The 21,809-nt window shown below is 35.2% G+C and carries 19 protein-coding genes and 2 pseudogenes; 13 read left to right on the top strand and 8 right to left on the bottom strand.

Features of this window, described 5'->3' with window-relative positions; translation table 11 throughout:
• Window positions 1–226: 226 nt before the first annotated feature.
• Both D5R40_RS42490 and D5R40_RS08515 read left to right on the top strand, forming a co-directional pair.
• Window positions 227–373, top strand: a complete 147-nt coding sequence (locus D5R40_RS42490) for a transposase (RefSeq protein WP_353734885.1) — start codon at window positions 227–229, stop codon at window positions 371–373.
• Window positions 374–1,477: 1,104 nt separating this feature from the next.
• Window positions 1,478–1,678 (top strand): tetratricopeptide repeat protein, encoded by a 201-nt coding sequence (locus D5R40_RS08515; RefSeq protein ID WP_124145952.1) that lies wholly within the window; start codon window positions 1,478–1,480, stop codon window positions 1,676–1,678.
• A gap of 184 nt (window positions 1,679–1,862) precedes the next feature.
• Here D5R40_RS08515 and D5R40_RS08510 read toward each other — a convergent pair whose 3' ends face one another.
• On the bottom strand, window positions 1,863–2,831 hold the full coding sequence (locus D5R40_RS08510) for an acetamidase/formamidase family protein (protein ID WP_124154497.1): 969 nt from the start codon (window positions 2,829–2,831) through the stop codon (window positions 1,863–1,865).
• 83 nt (window positions 2,832–2,914) lie between these two features.
• Here D5R40_RS08510 and D5R40_RS08505 point away from each other — a divergent pair, with 83 nt between their 5' ends.
• Both D5R40_RS08505 and lysS read left to right on the top strand, forming a co-directional pair.
• Window positions 2,915–3,775, top strand: a complete 861-nt coding sequence (locus tag D5R40_RS08505) for an AAA family ATPase (protein WP_124145954.1) — start codon at window positions 2,915–2,917, stop codon at window positions 3,773–3,775.
• A gap of 891 nt (window positions 3,776–4,666) precedes the next feature.
• Complete coding sequence (gene lysS, locus D5R40_RS08500; protein ID WP_240039064.1) at window positions 4,667–5,827, top strand: homocitrate synthase; 1,161 nt, start codon at window positions 4,667–4,669, stop codon at window positions 5,825–5,827.
• 366 nt (window positions 5,828–6,193) lie between these two features.
• Here the strand turns inward: lysS and D5R40_RS08495 are convergent, their stop codons facing one another.
• The 5 genes from D5R40_RS08495 to fmt form a co-directional block, all read right to left on the bottom strand.
• The gene (locus D5R40_RS08495) at window positions 6,194–6,934 is read right to left on the bottom strand and encodes a sulfite exporter TauE/SafE family protein (protein WP_124154496.1); all 741 of its coding nucleotides are present in this window, start codon (window positions 6,932–6,934) and stop codon (window positions 6,194–6,196) included.
• A gap of 718 nt (window positions 6,935–7,652) precedes the next feature.
• Complete coding sequence (locus tag D5R40_RS37595; RefSeq protein ID WP_205127621.1) at window positions 7,653–7,868, bottom strand: hypothetical protein; 216 nt, start codon at window positions 7,866–7,868, stop codon at window positions 7,653–7,655.
• Between the two features lie 47 nt (window positions 7,869–7,915).
• The gene (locus D5R40_RS37590) at window positions 7,916–8,149 is read right to left on the bottom strand and encodes a hypothetical protein (protein WP_205127620.1); all 234 of its coding nucleotides are present in this window, start codon (window positions 8,147–8,149) and stop codon (window positions 7,916–7,918) included.
• 362 nt (window positions 8,150–8,511) lie between these two features.
• Window positions 8,512–8,793, bottom strand: coding sequence for a hypothetical protein (locus D5R40_RS08485; RefSeq protein WP_124154495.1), 282 nt, complete (start codon window positions 8,791–8,793; stop codon window positions 8,512–8,514).
• Between the two features lie 633 nt (window positions 8,794–9,426).
• Entirely contained in the window at window positions 9,427–10,425 is a 999-nt protein-coding gene (gene fmt, locus D5R40_RS08480) for a methionyl-tRNA formyltransferase (protein WP_124154494.1), read from the bottom strand.
• A 719-nt stretch (window positions 10,426–11,144) separates the two neighbouring features.
• Here fmt and recF point away from each other — a divergent pair.
• The 6 genes and pseudogenes from recF (at window position 11,145) to D5R40_RS08450 (ending at window position 18,274) form a co-directional block, all read left to right on the top strand.
• Complete coding sequence (gene recF / locus D5R40_RS08475) at window positions 11,145–12,317, top strand: DNA replication/repair protein RecF (RefSeq protein WP_124145958.1); 1,173 nt, start codon at window positions 11,145–11,147, stop codon at window positions 12,315–12,317.
• 159 nt (window positions 12,318–12,476) lie between these two features.
• A complete protein-coding gene (psb27, locus tag D5R40_RS08470) occupies window positions 12,477–12,875 on the top strand; it encodes a photosystem II protein Psb27 (protein WP_124145959.1) in 399 nt (132 codons plus the stop codon).
• A gap of 1,196 nt (window positions 12,876–14,071) precedes the next feature.
• Window positions 14,072–15,607 carry a glycoside hydrolase family protein gene (locus D5R40_RS08465; protein WP_124145960.1) on the top strand — a complete coding sequence of 512 codons (1,536 nt, stop codon included), beginning with the start codon at window positions 14,072–14,074 and terminating at the stop codon, window positions 15,605–15,607.
• A gap of 174 nt (window positions 15,608–15,781) precedes the next feature.
• Window positions 15,782–16,264: pseudogene (locus tag D5R40_RS08460) on the top strand (Uma2 family endonuclease); the annotation flags it as partial.
• A gap of 54 nt (window positions 16,265–16,318) precedes the next feature.
• Window positions 16,319–17,320, top strand: a complete 1,002-nt coding sequence (locus D5R40_RS41910) for a pentapeptide repeat-containing protein (protein WP_339379482.1) — start codon at window positions 16,319–16,321, stop codon at window positions 17,318–17,320.
• 33 nt (window positions 17,321–17,353) lie between these two features.
• The gene (locus D5R40_RS08450; protein ID WP_240039066.1) at window positions 17,354–18,274 is read left to right on the top strand and encodes a 2-keto-4-pentenoate hydratase; all 921 of its coding nucleotides are present in this window, start codon (window positions 17,354–17,356) and stop codon (window positions 18,272–18,274) included.
• Window positions 18,275–18,872: 598 nt separating this feature from the next.
• On the opposite strand, the gene D5R40_RS08445 is transcribed toward D5R40_RS08450, so the two are convergent.
• Both D5R40_RS08445 and D5R40_RS08440 read right to left on the bottom strand, forming a co-directional pair.
• Window positions 18,873–19,220 carry a DUF4258 domain-containing protein gene (locus D5R40_RS08445; RefSeq protein WP_240039067.1) on the bottom strand — a complete coding sequence of 116 codons (348 nt, stop codon included), beginning with the start codon at window positions 19,218–19,220 and terminating at the stop codon, window positions 18,873–18,875.
• A gap of 331 nt (window positions 19,221–19,551) precedes the next feature.
• Complete coding sequence (locus tag D5R40_RS08440) at window positions 19,552–19,830, bottom strand: hypothetical protein (RefSeq protein ID WP_124145962.1); 279 nt, start codon at window positions 19,828–19,830, stop codon at window positions 19,552–19,554.
• 314 nt (window positions 19,831–20,144) lie between these two features.
• On the opposite strand from D5R40_RS08440, the gene D5R40_RS08435 reads away from it, so the two are divergent.
• The 3 genes and pseudogenes from D5R40_RS08435 (at window position 20,145) to D5R40_RS41900 (ending at window position 21,399) form a co-directional block, all read left to right on the top strand.
• Complete coding sequence (locus D5R40_RS08435; protein ID WP_124154493.1) at window positions 20,145–20,777, top strand: tetratricopeptide repeat protein; 633 nt, start codon at window positions 20,145–20,147, stop codon at window positions 20,775–20,777.
• A 10-nt stretch (window positions 20,778–20,787) separates the two neighbouring features.
• A pseudogene (locus D5R40_RS41905) lies at window positions 20,788–21,123 on the top strand (tetratricopeptide repeat protein); the annotation flags it as partial.
• Window positions 21,124–21,138: 15 nt separating this feature from the next.
• Window positions 21,139–21,399, top strand: a complete 261-nt coding sequence (locus tag D5R40_RS41900; protein WP_339379481.1) for a tetratricopeptide repeat protein — start codon at window positions 21,139–21,141, stop codon at window positions 21,397–21,399.
• Window positions 21,400–21,809: the final 410 nt, after the last annotated feature.

Raw genomic sequence — 21,809 nt, 5'->3', positions numbered from 1 at the left:
TTTAAGAAGAAATCACAAATTAAGATGTAACTGCCTTTGCGTGAATTTGGTATTAGAAAGAATAAGTTTCCAAAGTAAATTTCCTCAAGTGAGAGATAGCAGCTCTATATATGATGTAAAAATTAACTAAATTACGAAATACATCAGGGAGTAATTGACAGTAAAATTGTCATAAATTTTTGAAATAAGTTTAGTCAATATTTAGCTAAACTCTTGCTCTGTAGTTATGGATAGAGCTTTCATCTATACGAGGGATAAAATGAGCGAAAAATTATCAGAATGGAAAGAAAAAAAATTAGAGATATTTTGGTGTCAAACTTACTCACCCAAGCACAACTTAATCGAAATTCTTTGGAAATTTATTAAGTATTAGTGGATTAAAGTTGATGAAACTCGAAAACTCTCCAAGCTTTCTTAACTATCTCAAAAAAGTTCTGGATAAAAATTGTCAAGAATATGTAATTAATTTTGTGTAGGTGCTTACTACTTTTGAGTTATGGAATATCTTTTTGTGTAACTCCGTAGGAGAAACAACAGAATATGAATAATTCACCTTTTTCCTTTTCTCTTAGATAACTAAATACCTTTTTCCTTTTTAATTCTGCTATAAAAGCAATACTTTTGATTAAGTTTAACTCTGTAGGATCTTAAGTAGATAAGCATAAATCAACCCAATATTAGAAGGCGAGTTTTTAGAACTCTATAGCGCTGAAGTCAAAGCTTTCAGTTAAACCTGCCCCGACAATTTTTTTGACGTTTAATTAGACCTACCTACTTACCAGTTGAAGTTTGATTACTTGAAGTAATTTTGATGAATAAACTTAACTGATTTTATGTACTGAATTCTGGATAAATAAATTTCCGGGTTAGTACAATAAACTTTTGTAATAGGCAAGTAAACTCTATGGTTAACTCAGGTAGTCAATTTTTCTCCTCTACAGGAATAAAACACTGCACCTGTACTTAAATGGAATAGGAGAAACAACGGAATATCAATCATTAACTTTTTTTCTTCTCTCCTAGATAACTAAGCGTATTTTTCCTTTTTACTTCTGCGATCAAAGCAATACAGTTTATTAAATTTAACTGCGTAGTAGCTTACCAGTTGAAATTTGATTACTTGAAGTAATTTTGATGAATAAACTTAACTGATTTTATGTACTGAATTCTGGATAAATAAATTTCCGGGTTAGTACAATAAACTTTTGTAATAGGCAAATAGACTATATGGTTAACTCAGGTAGTCAATTTTTTTCCTCCACAGAAATAAAAAACTGCACCTGTACTTAAATAGAATCTGTTCCAATAAAAACTAATTCCATTGAAGAAGGAGACAGGAGACAGGAGACAGGAGACAGGAGGAAAATTACATGGGGATTCTCACCCCAAGTAATTTTGAACACTCCAGTTGACGGTGGGGTATTAAACCCACAAAGAAAATGATAAAAACTAATATATATAGATAAATAAGCCAAATATGCGTATTTCTAAAACAGCTGTCTTAACCCTTGCTGCTCTCAGTTCCCAAAATTTAACTGCTAATGTTGATGTTTTACATAACTTAGGCGCTATACTTGGAAAACTACACCGCTATGAAGAGGCGATCGCTACTTTTGATCAGGCATTAAAAATTCAAGCAAATAAAACAGCAAAAAAGTTCATCCTCTTGCTTTACTGAATGGCAAAAAAGTTAAGACCGATAACTAGATTATTATTTTATAGTAGAAGGAAGAAAAAAGAAGGAAAAATCTTGCCTCTTTTTTATGGTATCTAAACACCTACGCAGAATGTAATTTCAGCTATTAGCAGTCAGCTCCTCGGTGCGGAATGCGCTCGCATTCAGCTTTTTAAGATAATTTCTTCTATATGATAGAGTTTATTGCGGGTAATATTGATTTTGGTAACATTCCATGAACTCCTTTATGAGGATTATTCACAACTTGAGTAATATGAAAATTCACAGCAATAGAACACAAACTATAAGCATCTTCAGCACTCAACCCAACAAAATTTTCTAACCAACTAATCATTTGCTTTAAAGCTAATTCAAAAGCAGCATCTAAAGTATTGCCAAAACCAAACGAAATAATATCAGTCGATGTTTCTGCCATGGGAAAAATTAGTTGTAAATCTTGCCTAACCTTAATCTGAATAGTACCATTCATTGAAGTTTCAATTGCCGTTACATTTATTTCTCCATCGCCCTGTGCAGAATGACCATCACCAATAGAAAATAAACCACCAGGCACAAAAACAGGTAAAAAAATTCGCGAACCAACTTGTAATTCTCGACAGTCAATATTTCCCCCATAAATACCAGGAGGAATAGATGAACGTTGAGTATTTTCTGTAGCAACTCCGAGAATTCCAAAAAATGGTTGAAGTGGAATTTTTATCCCACTATTAAGAGGAAATTCAGCTATCTTTTTTTCTAAATCTAATGGAATAAAGTTTAGTTTTGCTTCTGTAAATTGTTCGGGTAATGCACCCCATCCCGGACGAATTGAATTAAAACCCATCGGTAAACTAGGGTAAATATTTTCCAGAATAATTTCTAATACATCTCCTGGTTTAGCATCATTAATATATATTGGTCCAGTTAATAAATGAGGACCAACACCAACTTTTCTTTCTGCTGGTAAATGGTGACAAATTTCTAGAAATTCTGGAGTGAGAAATTCTCTAGGTGCTCTGTCGTAAAGATAATAACCCGTGTAAGTTTCTACATCAATGCGATCGCCAGAATTAATGATTAATGCTGGTTCTAGTTTATGGGAAAAACCTCCTAAATGAACAGTGTTACATCGAGCTTTTAAAATATGCTTTCTCATCTTATTTATTTTTTTTTAAGATTTATCGTATATAATACCTATCTAAATAAAATAATTTCAATTTTTCATAAACTTAACTTAAAATGATTCAAACTATAACTAAAACTAATCAAACTTTTCAACAGTTACAGTCGGGAATTGGTATTGGTACACCTCTACCTCAAGATTGGGTATCTATCAAAAATAAAGCTCTAGTAATTATTGTAGGTTTAACTGGTGTAGGGAAAAGCACAGTCATTAATAAATTAACTGAATCTGGATTAGATTTCACTTTACTTCCAAATCGACGCACCCTAACAACAGAATTAATTATTCCTTATATTCAAGCCACAAATGAGCAAAATGTTCAAACAACTTGTCGTATAGACCGCTTCAAATATACTCGTCAGTATCAAAAAAGTTTTCCCGGTGGTATGGGTCATATTTTAGCCCAGTTACAAGTTAATCCCTCTTTAATTAATCGTCCATTAATTTTTGATGGTTTACGAGGAGAAAATGAAGTTACTTATGCTGCTAATACTTTGAAAAAAGCTAAATTTATAATTTTGGATGCTCCATTATCAGTTCGCTTAAAACGTCTTTTAACTAGAAGTGATGCTTTCGATAGAATTACAAAATATCCAGATAATGAAGTAGTTAATTCCCAAAAAATTATGAGTTTTTCTGACTTTGGTATACCCGAAGCATCCAATTTATTTACCTTTGATGAAGAGCAGGAAATTTTAACTCTACTGGAAAGAGGAGTATATAACTCTGTAGATGTTTGCGAACGATTAAACATTCTGGTTGAGGAGAGCAGAAATTATGATTCGGAAGCAACAAAAACAGCTTTACAGACAATTGCTCCTGAGCGAACTTTGCTTTTAGATACTACTAAGTTTTCACCTCAACAACTAACTCAAAAAATTCTTGCTTACTTATTACTTAAAAATTCGAGGGTTTAAGTCTCCTACTATTTTGTTGATGGGGGAATGCTCCCCTATCATAAACACAGTTTTTTTTAGTAGGAGGACTGAGTCAAAAGAGAATATTCCTGATGTTAAGCTTTTTGCTTCAGCTAGAGGTAGTGATAACTGATAACTGAAAAGACTCTTATTTCCCGTTCCCTAAATTCAAAGATATTTTTACCTAAAACTTTCCAGATTTTATTAACTTTATATTCTGTTTAAAAGTAGTCATAGAATATTTTTAAGAAGCTGTTTTCTCGACTATATTCATTTTTTTAGGGAGTAGGAAGTAGAAAAGAAGAAAAATAACTGTACCTCAGTAACTTGAGAAACGCTATAATACCAAATTGATAAATTTTTCCTACAAATAGCTAGGATATTTCTTAGGAGTTAACCCACCCCTCGCCCCTCCCCCTCCCAGGAGGGGAAGTCAGTCGGACCGAGTCAGAATCAATGGCTTTAATACCAGTTTTTAGGTTGTAATTTATCTTTTTAGTCCAAGAGACATCTCCGATAAAGTATTTTAATTGCCCTGATTATTCGTAACATTCTTTTTCCAAATTGATATAATTTACTCAAATAACTATAAAAATATTAATTAGAATTTAAGATTGAGGGTTACTATAGCAATCCTAAATCATTTGTGATCATTTTATTGCTTCGGTGTTTCTCCCATACCTGTTCCCTGTTCCCTGTTCCCTATTCCCTAAAATCTACAATATCTCACAACTCAAATAAGACTGCTTTGCTATAGATTTTAACAATAACTTAAATGTTCTTAAATCTTCTTAAATATTTTTAATATATAGCATTTTTTTGTGACATTAATTGTAATTAACCATACTAACCATAATTCCTGTAATATGTTTAGCTGAAAATTATAGAATTATGCCTAAACTAAAACAAATGCTATTAAGTAAATTAGCCATAGTTGATTCTACTCTGCGAGAAGGAGAACAATTTTTTAAATCTAACTTTTCTACGAGTGATAAAATTGAAATAGCTCGAGGATTAGATCAATTTGGAGTAGAATACATAGAAGTTACTTCTCCGAGAGCTTCTCCTCAATCCTATCAAGATTGTCAAAAATTAGTTCAATTAGATTTACAAGCTAAAGTTGTCACCCACATTCGTTGCCATCTAGAAGATGCAAAAATAGCCCTAGATACAGGTGTAGATGGCATTAATCTGTTTATCAGTACTTCACAAATTTTACGTCAATTTGGTCACCGTAAAAGTATTGAAGAAATTATTGATATAGCTACAGAAGTTATCAGTTTTATTCATCAACAAAATCCTCAAGCAGAATTGCGTTTTTCTACTGAAGATTCATTCCGTAGCTCTCTTTCAGATTTACTGCGAGTCTATTTAGCAATTAATAAATTAGGAATAGTCAATCGTTTTGGAGTAGCTGATACAGTAGGTATAGCAACTCCTCACCAGGTTTATCAACTAATTCAAAATATGAGACAATGTTTTTGTGAGGATATAGAATTTCACGCTCATAATGATACAGGTTGTGCAATTGCTAATAGTTTTACTGCTTTTGAAGCAGGGGCAACTCATATTGATACAACTGTTTTAGGGATTGGTGAACGTAATGGCATTACTCCTTTAGCTGGATTAATTGCTCGTCTTTATACCCTCGATCCACAAACTTTAAACAATAAATATTCTCTATCTTATCTCCATAAATTAAATCAATTAGTAGCGGAAAAAATTGAACTTTCTATTCCTTTCAATCATTGTATCGTAGGGGAAGCTGCATTTAATCATAAAGCAGGAGTTCATACTAAAGCAATGCTCAATAATTCTAGAACTTATGAAGCAATAAATCCCACTGATTTTGATTTGAATCGGTCAATTTTAATTAACCATAAACTTACAGGTAAAAATAGTATTAATCATCGTGCTATTCAACTTGGTTTGAATTTAGACAACTTCCAAATTCAAGCTATTACTCAAACAATTAAAAATTTAGCCGACCGACAAAAAATGACCTTAGAAAACGTGGATGAAATTTTGTTATCATCCCAAAAAAATATGTAAGATCAAATCCGTTAGCATCGGTATAAAATCTTTTGAAGTAGGAGTCAGGAGTCAGGAGGGAAAAAATTTATGAAGATTTAGTAATGGTGAAGATCAAGAATGTTTTTATACCGAATTAAACGGATTTGATATAAGCATTCAGTATTCAGCTATCAGTTATCAGTTATCAGTTATTAACTTATTATCTTAGAAGGAGAATTCAAAATTATGTTTATGCAGCATTCCGCAGGAAAGAAAAAGGTAATAAGCTAACCTTAGTAAGTCCTTTACGTTCATGCATCTTTTTGCACAGCATTCCGTAGGAAATACTAATAGCTGAGTGCTTACAAAAATATTGGTTAAATTTTTTTAGCATTACTGCCAAATCTACCACAATATTAATATATTCCTTTGTTCCCAGAGAATAAAGACACCACTAAAAAGCACAAAAATAATTACTAACTGACGGAACAATTGCGGACTAATTTTTTCTAATACTAAATTACCCAACCAATTACCTGGAAAAGCAGCTATTCCTATGAGTATTCCATATCCAAACAAAGGCAAAGTTAAAGTACCAAAAATGGCGTAGACGATCACCTTAATAATATGAATTACCATCCGGTTCATTGCTTGAGTGCCTAATAGTTCCTCTTTTTCCAAGCCAAATTTCAGGTAAAAAGGTGCAAGTATCGGTCCCATACTACCAATAATGCCAGACAAAAAGGAATAAATAAAACCTGCTGGTAAAAAATACCAAGCACGAACAGTAAAAGATTGGTCTTGATTCTTAATAATTAAATTTATCCCAGAGATAACTAGAAATAATCCTACTAAAAAACTCAGCCATTCTACAGAAATTTGGGTCAACATAAATGCCCCCAAACAAGCACCAACAATAGCACCAGGTAGTTCCCAAAAAATCACTGTCCAGTTAATTTTTTGCCGATAAGTAAAAGCACGTTCAGCATTACCAATCATTCCTCCAGTTGTAATAATTGGTGGGATGGCTAAAGCTCCTAAAAATAAACCAATGACTGGCATTAAGATAAATGAACTACCGCCACCTGCTAGAGTACTGACAAACCACCCAACAATACTTGCTAATGCTAACCACAAATAGGTCATATTCTTTGAAAATTTATAATATTTTACTACTAATTATTTCTGCTTTATTTCTGTAAGCATTCAGCCGCCAGCTATCAGCTATTGCTTTTAATTTTATATAAAAGCTTTACTAATTGAGTCATAATTGATACTTACTATAAAAGCTGGCTTGAAAGTCTATATTTATTCAAACCCCCTCATGAGAGCTGAGAGTTGACAGCTAATAGCTGTTTGCGCAGCATTCCGCAGGAAATGCTTGCTAATTTTTTGATTTATAAGTTTGACTATTCTACCAATATTAAAGGGAGATTAAATAAGGGTTTTTAACAATATTACAGAAGCTCAAAATAAACTTAAGGAATGATAATTGGATGACTGTTTAATTCCCGATAGAACTCCATTCCACTCACGGGAGGGAAAAACAATCCCTTCACTTCATAAAGTAAATCTTTCCATACTCTCTTATTTATAAATATTCAACTGACTTGATAGTATAGTACGTTATTTTTGAGGTACTGATAACTGATAACTGAAATGACCGTAAATTAAAAATTATATTATAGTGGAAATCCTCTTTCAAACTTCTCTGATAGAAAAATCTAAGGTTTTAAATTTTCTATTTCATATCAATAATCTTCTCCAGAACCTACCAATAAAAATTTAGTAGTTTCTAGAGAAGGAATCACTAAAAACATTGATTGATTCAAAACGTCATTAACATTGCTACTTAAGAAAGCGGCTACTCATAATATAACCCTTCTATCAGTACACCATCCTCATGTTTGTTTTCCTTTGATTTTCCTGGTAATGACTTACCATCAATACCAATACGATTAACTGGAATTTTTTCCTTTTCCGCGCCTATTCTCAACATGACTAGAGGCTCATCTCCACAACTTTGAAACTTGTAAAAACCACCTCTAGGAACTAATATACCTTGGTTTCTACTGAACACTCCAACTTCACCATCTTTGCCAAAAAACCTAGCTTTTCCGGCTAAAATTACAAAAGTATGTCCTCTCCAGGATGAGAGTGTAGAACATTTTCTCCACCTTGAGCGTAACATTTAATTCTGACGCTCATTAAATCAGTTTTGGCGAGGGTATAGTCACTTCTTCCCTTACTCAAAAGTTGAGTTTTGAGTTGAAAAACTTGAAGTTCTGGACTTTCGTTAGAAATTTTTTCTGTCAATTCTTGATTAGCAACTATCGCAGGTATTTTTTTTACAGAAAACACTAAACATAAACAATAGTATATTAGCCGAGTTATCTAATAATATTCATTATAAAAATATTAATTTTTACTTCATTCAATTCATCAATTCTAGTCCAAGTAATACCAAATCCAGATATCAAAAGCACGTTTTTCAAATTCTTCTCTAATCCTTCTTCTCTCTACCTTCTTCCTTACCTTCATAAATAAAGGATTTGTATAAACCGGTATAATTAGCGGTCAAAAAAACAACTCTATTCTCATCCAACTTGATTGTATTAAGTATTTAAATTTAAGTCCAAAACAGATTTTCTCAAGAAGGAGCAAATCCCTAGATGATTTGTTTGCCATTGGGTGCTTCATCTGTAAAAATAAGCCTACCTTAGTCAGCTAACAATTTCTCCATGAACTTCACTGCAAATGCGGTTACCACGCTGACATTGTTTCAATTTCACATTATCAATAAAAAACTTTACAGCCAAATCTATAGTCCCTTCTCCAGTGCTTTTTATTGTCACATTGTTCATCCAAATTTTGGGATGTTGCCAAGCAGCATAAATTTGAAATCTATCCTCCATCCATTTCCATAACTCTTCGCCATAGTTATCTAACTTAGTTTCTAAGAAACTATTATTAGCATTAACAATTTGCTGTAAAAATTTATCCATGCCTCATAGAAGACCACTATATATAAAATAAAGGCTAAAATAGTCCAAATTAGTAAACCTCCTAGAAAATTACTTAGGTCCTCTTTAATCAAGAGCAGGAAATTGATTCTTGGAGAGTCTAATACTTGTAAAATTGTCAACATAGTCTAAATTAATTCCTATCCATTTTTTCAGTTGAAACTAAACTAAAAGTTAAAATTTATAAGTTTAAATTTTAAATTTAACAACCAATAACCGAAAAATAAGGTCTCAAGTCTCCCCTTTTAAGGGGATAAAAAAAAGAGAACTCCGTATTTTCGTAGCCTCCTGCTTCAGTGGGAGGTATTGATATAGCGCTACGCGCAAGTCAGAAGTTATATCATGTCCGGTTGAACAGTTATAAATAAACGATGAAGGAGTCAGGAGTCAGGAGTCAGGAGTCAGGAGGGAAGAAAGAAGAAGAAGGAGAAAGTTTTTTTTATCACTAATTATCCGGACATGATATTAGAAGTCAGTAGGGACATTAACGATAGTTATGCGAAGCAAAATATCATTAACACCCCTATAGAAGTAATCCCTGACTGAGTTTGAGGATTTATCAATGTCCGCGCCCTATTTGTGTAGTGCTATAACTGATAACTGAAATGACCCATCCTAACTGCCAATAATCTCCCCCATGGCCAGACGAGTACCATTAGCAAAATCCCAACCAGAAACCGCCTTCTTTCCTGACAACTGCACCTGGCACAATAACAACCAACCAGCGCCAGTTTGTACCACCGGTCCCAAACCCTTAATAACTTTCACTACTTCCCCCACACTCCCAGAAACCTCAGACTCAGAAGACCACACCTTCTCCAACTTCTGTAACTCAGGTGGCAACTCCGACCAATATTCAGCACCTACTGGCACAGTTGCCATTACCTTCAAAGACTGACCCCGAAAACTTGTGACACAGTTGGGAAAAAACCCCCTTACTTGGTTGTGAATTTCCAAAGCACTCCTTGACCAGTCAATTTGATAATCAGAATTTTGAATCAGCGGAGCGTAAGTTGCCAAAGAATTATCTTGAGCAATAGGTTCAATATCCCCTGTCTCCAACTTCAACAAAGTTTCCCATAATAAATCAGACCCATCCTTTGCCAAAACCTCCGCCACAGATGCAGCATTATCCAATAAACCGATAGGAATAATACTCTTCAACAACATTGGACCCGTATCCATCCCCACATCCATCAACATCGTGGTATTGCCTGTTTCCTTCTCGCCATGATAAATAGACCACTGAATAGGAGCAGCACCGCGATATTTGGGCAAAATCGAACCATGAACATTTACACAACCCAACTTCGGCATATCTAAAATTTCCGCAGACAAAATCTGTCCATAAGCAACTACCACAAATACATCTACTTGTGCTTGTCGTAATAAATTGAGAGTTTCAGTATGTTTTTTAACTCGACGGGGTTGCCAAACAGGGATACTGTGAGAAACTGCTAATGACTTAACTGGAGATGGGATGAGCTTATTGCCACGTCCCCGTCGCTTATCAGGTTGAGTGACAACTGCCACAACTTCAATTTCTGGCCGAGTTAATAATTTTTCCAGAGTGGGAACAGCAAATTGGGGTGTGCCAAAGAATATTATTTTCATAGAATTTAAGCAAGAAGTCAAAAGTCAAAAGTCAAAAATTAAAAGTCAAAAATTAAAAGTAAGATTTTATAGAAGCTCAAAACTTTGATGCTACAGTAATTTCAGGAAATTATTTAACACTTAAAGTTTGAAACTATTTGTGACATTTTTCAAGTGAATTGGTACAAGATAGGGGAGCTGTTGGATTGGTGAGGTACAAAAGTCAGAAGTAATCCCTGACGCTCGTTAGTATACTTAATAATAGGAGTTTTATGTTGAGAAACTAAGACGTTATAGTTAGATATTTGGGGCGGTTTTATTTAATCTGGTGGTTAAACTCGTTAATTTAAACGTCGTGACTTCTAGTAAATATGTAGGGTTTGCTGATTAATTCTCAAAGTATTGATAAATATAAGGTATTAGCCTTTTTGGGGTTCAAAAAAGTGCCAGCTTTTCGGTGCAAAGAGCTGCAAAAAGCTAGTATAGCGCTGTACGCAGGCAACAGCTCATCTGGCAACAGGCAACAGGGGGAATAAAAAACCGATAATATAAGACTTTTAGCTATTGGACATCTCCTGCAATTTGTAAATATGCCAGCGCACATTGCTATATTTTTGGCTGACTATGGTTGAAAAATCAAAGGACAATTCTTACTTCTACCTCCTCGCTCATTCCCATTTCTCCCCTCCACCGGAGGGGTTAGGGGTGGGTTGTCTCCTGTCTCCTGTCTCCTAGTGAATATGTACCTTAGACATTTACATTTACGACAGTTTCGGAACTATCTAGATCAAAAAGTTAATTTTGATGCTGCCAAAACAATTTTAGTGGGAGATAATGCCCAAGGTAAATCTAATCTACTGGAGTCAGTAGAGTTACTTTCCACTCTCAAATCTCATCGGGTTAGTCGCGATCGCGATTTAATTTTAGATGGCAAACCAGCGGGACAAATACAAGCTAACTTAGAAAGACAAGTTGGCAATATTGAGCTGACTTTAACTGTACGGAGTCAAGGTAGACGCACTGTAGCAATTAATGGTGAAACTTTACGTCGCCATTTAGACTTTTTAAGCATTCTGAATGTGGTTCAGTTTTCCAGTCTAGATTTAGATTTAGTCAGGGGTGGACCTGAAGTACGCCGTCACTGGTTAGACCGACTATTGGTACAGCTCGAACCTGTCTATGCTCACATTCTGCAACAGTACAATCAAGTTTTGCGCCAACGGAATGCTTTGTTAAAGCAGATTCGCCAACAGAAAATGGCAGCAGAAACTACTGGTTCCATAAATCCTATTTCTACTCAGGAGTTAGCTTTGTGGGATGCCCAGTTGGCAACTACTGGAGCGCGGGTAATTCGCCGAAGACAGCGTGTTTTACAGAGGTTAGCACCGTTAGCAAGTGAGTGGCACCGGGCGATCGCTGGAAATATGGAAGTTTTGCGGATGGAATATTTAGCGAATGTGATGGTTGATAGCAAGGAATTGATTATTCAAGATAGTTTGGATGGCGTGCGTCAAGCTTTTTTAGAAAAAATCAAGGTACGGGCGATCGCCGAACAATATCAAGGTACTACAGTAGTAGGTCCTCATCGAGATGATGTAGTTTTTACTATTAATGATACTCCAGCAAGACAATATGCTTCTCAAGGACAGCAGCGCACTTTGGTGTTAGCGTTAAAGTTGGCGGAGTTGCAACTTATTGAGCAGGTAGTAAGGGAACCGCCGTTGTTGCTATTGGATGATGTGTTGGCAGAGTTAGATTTGCATCGACAAAATCAGTTGTTAGAAGCAATTACTGACCGTTTTCAAACTTTGATTACTACTACTCATTTAGGGTGTTTTGATGGTCAGTGGTTACAAGATACTCAAATTCTTTCGGTGCGATCGGGACAAATTAGTTATTTCTGGGATTTTTGATTATTTGATCGTGGTCAAACAATTGACATTTGACAAAAATCAAAAACTGTAGTAGACAGATATTTTTTTGATATATAGCTACACTAAAATTTCAAATTGAGCTAGACTATACTATGAAATAATCAATAACGAATTAGCCACCATAGCAAACAAAGTTCTATGAAACGTTTTATTTCTCGTGTACTAGCCTTAGTTTTAGTTTGTGTAATAGGTTTGATGGGCTGTTCTAATAATCCCGCAACTTTAACTGGAAATTATCAAGAAGACACATTAGCTTTAATAAATACCTTAAAAACAGCTATTGAGTTACCAGAGAATACAGAAAGTAAGGCGGAAGCTCAAGCAATAGCACGTCAAACAATTAATGATTATGCCTCTCGCTACCGACGTGATAATTCTGTATCGAATTTACCTTCATTTACTACTATGCGAACTGCTCTTAATTCTTTAGCAGGGCATTATAGTTCTTATCCAAATCGTCCTGTGCCTGAAAAATTGAAGAAGCGTTTAAATCAAGAATTTAGACAAGTAGAACTTGCTTTAAGTCGGGGAGCGTAATTGTCAGATTAAATTATGATTATCGCAATTACCATACTGTTGAAGTACAAAGTTACTGGTTTTAGAGAAAAGGAAAAATCAAATAGGGAAAATAAGTGTATCTTAAACTAAGTCTGAGAAACACTATATTAATTCTTACTTTAGCAATTATCTCTTTGCCTTTTAACTAAAGAAAATATTTTTTATACCTCTAGAAATATGGCAGTTATATTTAAGTTGTGCAGAAAATATTTGGGAATTTAGAAATAAGGAAAAGGGGTTAATAACTGACATTTTTTTGTCTATACAATTCTGGATTTTTGACCAATAATTTAAGAATGCTATAGAACTGGAAATAACAGAAAAATAATTGCTGAAAAAAACACAAAAACTGAGACAAAATTTGAACAAAAATGTGAGGTGATATTTAGAGGTTCTTTTCATTGAACTGATGAACTTCCCATAGACTATGAGATGATAGTCATCATAGTTAAGATTTTCAATTTCTAAAATCAATGAAAGAGTATTAATTCAAATTATTGTAGTTATAACTATATCCTACCTCCTATTATTTAGTACAAAATAGGTTGTAGGTATTCGACTAATTTTAATTTGTCTTACAAAGAAGGTGAAAAAATCATCAATTCCTCAGTTTTTTCTTAGTAGCTGTATAAATTCGGGTAACTATAATCCGAATTTTTTTTGTCAATCTTAGGTGAGCATAAATAAACGCAATATTAGAAGGCGGGTTTTTAGAACTCAAAAGTACTTTACGTCAAAGCTTTTGGTTAAACCCGCCCCGACAATTTTTTTAACGTTTAATTAGACCTACCTACTTAGCAGTAGGTTCTTTGGTGTTTGACAATCAAATTTGAGTGAAAAGGGAGTAGGGAGCAGGGAGTAGGAAATAAACGAATGTCCGCGCACTATTTATTTGCGTAGCGCTATACAATTTATTCTTAAACTATACTGAAAGACTAGGTATTGACCGAATAGCTAATCAATAATTATATCAAGTCTTATTAATTAGCCAAGGGTAAAAATGTTCTTCTCTGTAGGCGAGAATATTTTTTCGGTGCGGAATTCTGCGCAAACAAATTTCCCCTTGTTCCCTACTGCTCCCTACTCCCTAAATTTTTTATTGTGGTTATTCAAAGAGACATGATATTAGGTGTTATTCTGTTTATTTGTATGAGGAAATAAATTTAATTATTGTTATGAACAAAAATTATACTTCACACAAAAAAATTAAAGCAAAAAAAACCTTATATAATAGTATATTAGGCACTTTATTTTGCCTAGTAGCAAACCCATTATTTTGGTATCAGCAACCAGCTCAAGCACAAACAGATAATTATTGTCGGTTGTCACCAGAAGCGATCGCTACAAAAGAAAACTTACGTCAAGCAGTCTTAACAGGAAATAAAGAAGTAGAAAAACAATATCAAGATATCTTGATTCAACACGGTAGAGAAGTAAACAACTGTCGCCTAAGAAACTGGCCAAGAACTCAAGGCATATGGTTGCGACTATATCCTTGTGATGCTAGACCAGGAGAAATCGACAGAATACTCGACCATGTAGTTAATAAAGGCTACAATCAAGTTTACATAGAAGCTTTTTATGATGGACAAGTACTTCTTCCCGCAGCAAATAACCCCACAGTTTGGCCGTCTGTACTGCGCGTCCCTGGTTATGAAAATGTCGATCTATTAGCTGAGAGTCTCAAAAAAGCAGGCGATCGCGGTTTGCGAGCTTATGCTTGGGTATTTACCATCAACTTTGGCTATACTTACTCTCAACTACCCAACCGCCAACAAGCTTTAGCTCGCAATGGTAAAGGTCAAACAACCCTTGATGTGATTCCAGACAATACGAGTTTGCACGACCAGTTAGGTGCAAGTCATGCTTTTCATACTTTTATTGACCCTTATAGTCCAGAAGCACGTCAAGATTATGCAGTTATGATTAATGAGGTACTCAAACGTCAACCTCAAGGTGTTTTATTCGACTACGTTCGTTATTTGCGTGGAGTAGGACCAGACTCTGTAGCGGATGAAGTAAAAGATTTATGGGTTTATGGTGAAGCTTCTAGGAAAGTTCTATTGCAACGGGCGAAAAATGAAGCAGGAAAGGAATTACTCACAAGATTTTTAGACAAAGGATATGTAACTTCTGGAGATATTTCTGCGGTTTCTTACAAGCAAACTCCTAAGTGGCAAAATTTCTTTTCACCTGCTACTACTGAATCTGCTACTGGTAGACTACCGAAAGGAGGTTCGGGACGACAAGTTTGGGAATTGAGTGTTGCTCATGCAGCTCAAGGAATACTTGACTTTCTCAAAATGGCGACTAAACCAGTGAAACAAAAAGGTCTTTCTGCTGGTGCTGTATTTTTCCCTGGTGGTAACAAAAGAGTACGCGATAATGGGTTTGACTCTCGACTCCAACCTTGGGATCAATTTCCAGCTTCAATGGAATGGCATCCCATGTCTTATGGAACTTGTGGCGATCGCAACCCCAATTGTATTGTTTCAAAAGTGCAGAGAGTGGTAAGTATGGCACCAAATGGGGTAGCAGTTATTCCGGCGATCGCTGGAGTTTGGGGACAACCTGTTACTGGTCGCCCTTCCTTGGAGATCCAAATGCAAGCTATTAGAAGAGCAACTCCTCAAATTAATTCTATTAGTCATTTTTCTTATGGTTGGCAAAATGTGGAAGAAACCCGCGAACGTAAGTCTTGTCGGTTGTGAAAATAGAATTACAGCGCTTCCCGCTGTAATCAGATCATATAGTGGGCAAGATGCCCGCACTACAAGGTTTTCACTATTTACCTTGTACATCATTTTCCGGTAGGGAAGTTGCATCCAACGTCCCGACCTGCTAAATTAAGGGAACACAATTAATTTTCCTTGGTAACTGAAAAGATGACTCCAGAAGAATATCTAGCATGGGAAGAAGAGCAACCCGTAAAATATGAATATATCAATGCCAAAGTCTACGGGATGACTAGAGAAACTCTTTCTCATAATGACATTGCTCTCAACTTAGCGTCTGCTTTAAAAAGTCACCTGCAAGGAAAAGGTTGTAGAGTGCAAATCGCAGATACTAAAGTCGCAGTTTCCAGCAATGGTTCCTTTTTCTACCCCGATGTAGTTGTAAGTTGCGATCCACGAGACACAAAATCTAGAAATATTATCTATTATCCCTGTTTAATTGTAGAAGTTTGATCATCAAGTACAGAAAATTTCGACCGCGCTCAAAAATTCCAATATTATCGTCAGATAGAAAGTCTCAAAGAATATGTTCTTATTGACTCAGAAAAGATATGTATTGAATACTATCAAATTAATGAAAAAAATAAATGGGAACTTACTACTTATTCTCTTGAGGAAATAGCTGATAGTCAACAGGAATTTTCGCTTAAATTAGAAAGCATTAATTTTGAATTTACTACTTCTTTATTGTACGAAAATGTAGTTTTCCCAGAAAAAATAAATATTGAAGAGGAAGGAATAGAAAATCCGAAACAACAATATATTTCTTCTCCTCAAGACGTTCAATCTCCTGAAAAAGAAACTCCTGAAAAACAAACCAGACCAATCAGACGTTTTGCAGATTGGTGGGAAACAACTGCTATTGAGAAATTTGTAGAAGATATAGACTATTTGTTAACAAATTTCGCAATTTTAAATGTTGTTGGTTTGCTTGCCAATATTACTCTTATTGTTAGTTTAGTGAGCTGGTTCACGGGGCGTGAAGAACGAAAAGAACAAAGACATTTTTCTAGCTGGAGTATTATTAATGAAGGTCAAAGCGATAAATCTGGGGTTGTGACAGCTGCAGTAGAACGATTAAATAATGAAGGATTTTCTTTATCTGGTCTAAAACTTAATAAAACTAATCTCCATGACGCTAACCTCAGTGGAGCTAGACTATTTCAAGCTGACCTCAGTGAAGCTACACTCAGTAGGGTTAAACTGACTAAAGCTAACCTGGTTTTAGCTAACCTCAGTAAAGTTTTCTTCATTGGAGCTGAGCTCAATGAAGCTTACCTCAATGGAGCTAACCTCAATGGAGCTAACATGATTGGAATTAAGTTCACTAAAGCTAACCTTGGTGGAGTTAACCTTAGTGAAGCTGACTTCGATTCAGCTAACCTTGATGGAGCTAACCTCCGTGGAGCTTACCTTTTTAATGCCAAAAACCTCCGTAATGCACAAATAAAATTAGCCTGCAATTGGAAAGAAGCAACTTATGTAAAGAGTACAATACAAGAAAACAATATAGACACACTATTTGAAGACAATATCGACACAATATCTGAAAAATTAATAGACACTAGAAGATTTGAATTTCAATGGATTCCTGAAGATAAGCAAGCTAAACAAGAGAGAATAAAGGAAATTGAACAAGATAAAGATTCCGACCCTGAAAATCTTCCTGATTGTTCTCAATGGGAGTAAAGACTGACAAAACCTTATTAAAAACTAAAAATTATGCACATATCTAAATATCTTATTTTACTCTTAATCTCCTTACTTTCAGCCTGCACTTTTGAAACATCAAAAACATCATCGGAAACAGAAGTATCGGATAAAAATTCTACATCTATAGTTACTCAAAATAGTGATTCTCAGCTAGTAAAAAATCTTGTAGAAAATTACCTGACAAAAACTCCTGTTGACACTGCAACAACCTTAACTATTCCTCAAGCAAAACAAATTCAAAAGCAATTTATAACAGAAATTAGTAAAAATTTAGGTGAAATAGTTGGCTACAAAGCAGGATTAACTAATCCAAATGCTCAACAACGTTTTAATGTTTCTCAGCCTTTGCGAGGTGCTTTACTCGAAAAAATGTTCCTCGAAAGTGGTGCTGTTATTCCAGCTAAATTTGGCAGTCGTCCAATAGGCGAAGGTGATTTAATTGTTAGAGTTGGAAGTGCAGAAATTAATAATGCTAAAACTCCTAGAGAAACTTTGAAATATCTTGATGCAGTAATACCATTTATTGAATTACCAGATTTGGTTTATAGTCAAGATGTAAAATTAGATGCACCTACTCTTTTAGCTATTAATGTTGGGGCAAGAGCTGGAGTTTTAGGTAATCCTATTCCTTTAACAGATACTGATGAATGGGAAAATCGTTTAAAGAATCTAAACCTAGAAATTTTAGATGAAACTGGTAAAGTATTAGTATCAGGAAATAGCAGTTCTTTATTAGGTAATCCACTAAATGTTGTTCTCTGGATTAAAAATTCTTTACAAGCAGAAGGTAAACAATTAAAAAAAGGGGATTTACTTTCTTTGGGGAGTATTACAAATTTTTTTACTATTAAATCAAATACTACTATCCGCGCTCAATATACAGGTTTAACTCCAAATGAAACCGTAGAAATATTTGTGAAGTTTGAATAGTATAGCGCTACGCGCAGGCAACAGGGAATAGGGGGAATAATTGCCAATAATATAAGACTTTTAGCTATTAGACAGTTCCTGTAATTTGTAAATATGCCAGCGCACATTGCTATATGACAGAACGAAGAAGTAATATCAAATCCGGTTGAACACTTATTATATAGTTGAGAGTAGGAGACCCACCCTTCGCCCCTCCCCCTCCCAGGAGGGGAAAATGGGAGATTAAATAGACATCTCCAATAATAAAAAATCAAATCAATTATCATACTCTTATTTATCAATTATTTCCCTGTACGGACGTTGCATGCAATATCCCTACTCCCTCTTTTGCGGAGATGTCTAGTATTGAAGTAATAATAGAATTATAAACAGATATTATATAAGCGGATTCTATGTGCAATTAACCTGATTTGATATAATAAGGAGTAAATAACGTAATATTTTTCCTTCTTCCTTCTTCCTTCTTCCTTCTGCTATAAATAATTTTCTCACCCAACATTTTAGCCTACATAAAATAGTAGTGAGTTGGGTTGAGTAAGGTAAGTTTGCTGAATGAATGTAAACTTTTTAAGCTCATAAATTAGCAATATATCAACATCTATCTATGAACTTTTCGCTTCGTTTTATTATGCCAATAAGCAGTCATAATTTTAGGTTCTGGAAATCCATGAACACAAACAACTCGCAATCCTCGCAGCACATCTATAAACCTTTTATAAGGAGTTCTGCATAAATTCTTATCAGTCAAAGTATAAGTGACTGCCCCATAACTAAATTGTCTATTACCATAAATTATGGCAACTTTCATCATCGATAAACTAATAGCACGTTGTTGTTGTCGGCGTTCCAAATGATTAGTATCTTTAGGATTATGTACAGCGCTAATACAACCTAATTTTTGAATATTTTTGTCATTTTGAAGCACTAGACTGAGTTGGTGATTCATGTTCATTGTCCTTATTTAGTAAAGTTACTAGGTAAATCACAAGCAAAAAATTAAGCATGGTTTAATTTAATTGATGTCTAGAAATAGACTAATAGTTCAGCACAAAAAAGAGATATGGAACAGCTTGTTTACTAAGAGCTTTTGTGTAGCTATTCCAGACAATTTTCTAGGTAAGTTTTCAGTGGGTTGAGAAATAAATCCCGGTAAAAACCACATAGAATAAATACACTGTTTTATCCTTGATTAGGCAGGAGGATTAATAGATTTTTCTTCCGAAGTAGTTATACCCTTAAACCCAGCTTAACAAAGCCTACAAAATTAGCAAGTTATACTACATTCTGTAATTGCCAAAAATAGGCCACTGGTGCCAATATTTCATCACTTCATTAGGTTCAAACCAAGTTTTCGCAGAGCATGGCATCAGCCGTATCGCCTCTTGAGGAGTAGTGATAATCGACAAAGCGTTGTTGAGTCTGAGGCCATATTGACGATTCATTGCCCTACAATAAGCTACCAGTGGGAAGAGTTTGTCAGCAAGAGGTTTGATTTGATGAACAGATTGAAATTCTATAATGCGCAGGATGAGGTAGAAACTGGCAACACAGTCCACTCTGCCGGAGTAACACTCATATTAATGGAAAACATAGCCTTCTACAAGTTTAATTTCGTGAATATTTTCTAAGAAAGGTCAAAGTTTATGTCAATAAGTTTCGATAGTGGGGGGACAGGAGATGGGTTTATTTTCTTTTTTATGCCAGGGAATAGGCCACAGGGAACAGCGGTGCGACCCCGCGGGGCGCGACAGACGCACCTGGTAGCGCACCAACAGAGGTAATAGTAGGAAAAATATTTCCCTGTCTTAAGTTTTTCAAAGCGGTGATATGATTAATAATTTCTATGAACATTTAATATTTCAGACTGGCCGTGTACAAAAAAACAGTATCAATATTTAGTAGTTTAGTAGTGGCCATAATAACAGCCACTATTCCTTCTGTTGCCTATGGGGTTGCTTGTCAAAAAACATCTGGCATAAAGACCTACATTTATCCTGGCTGTGGGGTCAAATTATTGGCTCAAAATCAATCCGTGAGTTCTAACTTAGACAAACTACTACGCCAGGGAAGAGCGCTAGCGGATGCAGGTAAATACCAAAAAGCTATCACAATATATCAACAGGCAGCACGTTTAGACCCAAAAAATGCACAAATATATTCTGGTATTGCCTATTTAGAAGCACTCCAAGGAAATTTTCAAGCTGCAAGTCAGTTTTATCAACAGGCGATCGCTATTGAGCCTCATAAAGCAGATTTTCAATATGGTTTGGGATATAGTATGGCTAAGTTAGAAAACTATCAGGCCGCAGTTGAAGCTTATCGCCGTGCTTCTTTACTTGACCGCAATAATGTTAATGCTCATTTAGGATTAGGTGCTGCATTGTTTCGTCTAGAGAAATACAATGAGGCGATCATTGCATATCAAGTAGCAATTCAATCTAATTCTAATAATGCTGAAGCTTATGCCTCAATGGGTTTAACATTACTGAAACAGGAACGTTAAATACAATGAGGCGATCATTGCATATCAAGTAGCAATTCAATCTAATTCTAATAATGCTGAAGCTTATGCCTCAATGGGTTTAACATTACTGAAACAGGAACGTTTTCCTGAAGCATTAGAAGCACTTCGAGAAGCTGTTAGATTATCACCGAGAGATCCAGGAGTGCAAATCAAGTTAGGAACTGCTTTATTATCTACTGGAGATATTAATGGTGGTTTAGCTACTCTAGAAGTAGCTTCTCGTCTAGGACCTCGAAATGGAGAGATTCAGTTTCAAATTGCGGAAATTTATAAAGCGCAAAATAATCCTCAAGCTGCTTTGAAATTTTATCAAAGAGCTGCTTATGCTAATCCCGATCTAGTGGAGGCTAAGTTTGCGGCAGCAGAGATACTTTTAGAAAGCCAGGATTATTTACAAGCAATAATTATGTTTCGGCAAGTAATTAAGAAAAATCCCGATCGTGCAGATGCTCATTATAAAATGGGGTTAGCTCTTCACCGTCGAGAGCGCGTTCGAGAAGCCAGAAAGTCTTTTGAAAGGGCATTAAAATTGTTTGAGAAACAGAATAATTCTGAAGGTAAAGAAAAAGTGGAAACTATGATGACGGAATTGGAAAATTAATTAGGGTTTGCGCTTCACTAGTCTTTTAGTAGGGGTAGGAGACAGCTATACTGGAGACAGGAGACAGGAGACAACCCACCCCTAACCCCTCCCAGGAGGGGAGAAATGGATCGGGAGCGAGGAGGTAGAAGTAAGAATTGTCAATTTGGGATTTTTCTGCCCAACTTATGAGCCTAAAATACTAACTTTTTGAGCGTTTTAGACGTGATACCAGGCACTTTTTTTCAACTTCAAACAGCTAATATAGAATCCGGGTAATTAGTTATCGTATCGCTCTAGGAGTCAGGAGTCAGTCCTCAGGAGTCAGGAGAAAGAAAAGATTGAAATAGCATGAATTTTTAAATTTGTATTCAGTAGAACATCTGTATTAAGAGAAAGTAATTTTGCAATTACTGTATAACCGGATTCTA

Origin of the sequence: Okeania hirsuta, assembly GCF_003838195.1 — a bacterium.
Taxonomy (GTDB): Bacteria; Cyanobacteriota; Cyanobacteriia; order Cyanobacteriales; family Microcoleaceae; genus Okeania; species Okeania hirsuta.
The sequence above is the reverse complement of the archived record's forward strand: the minus strand, read 5'-3'. Positions and strand labels throughout refer to the sequence as shown.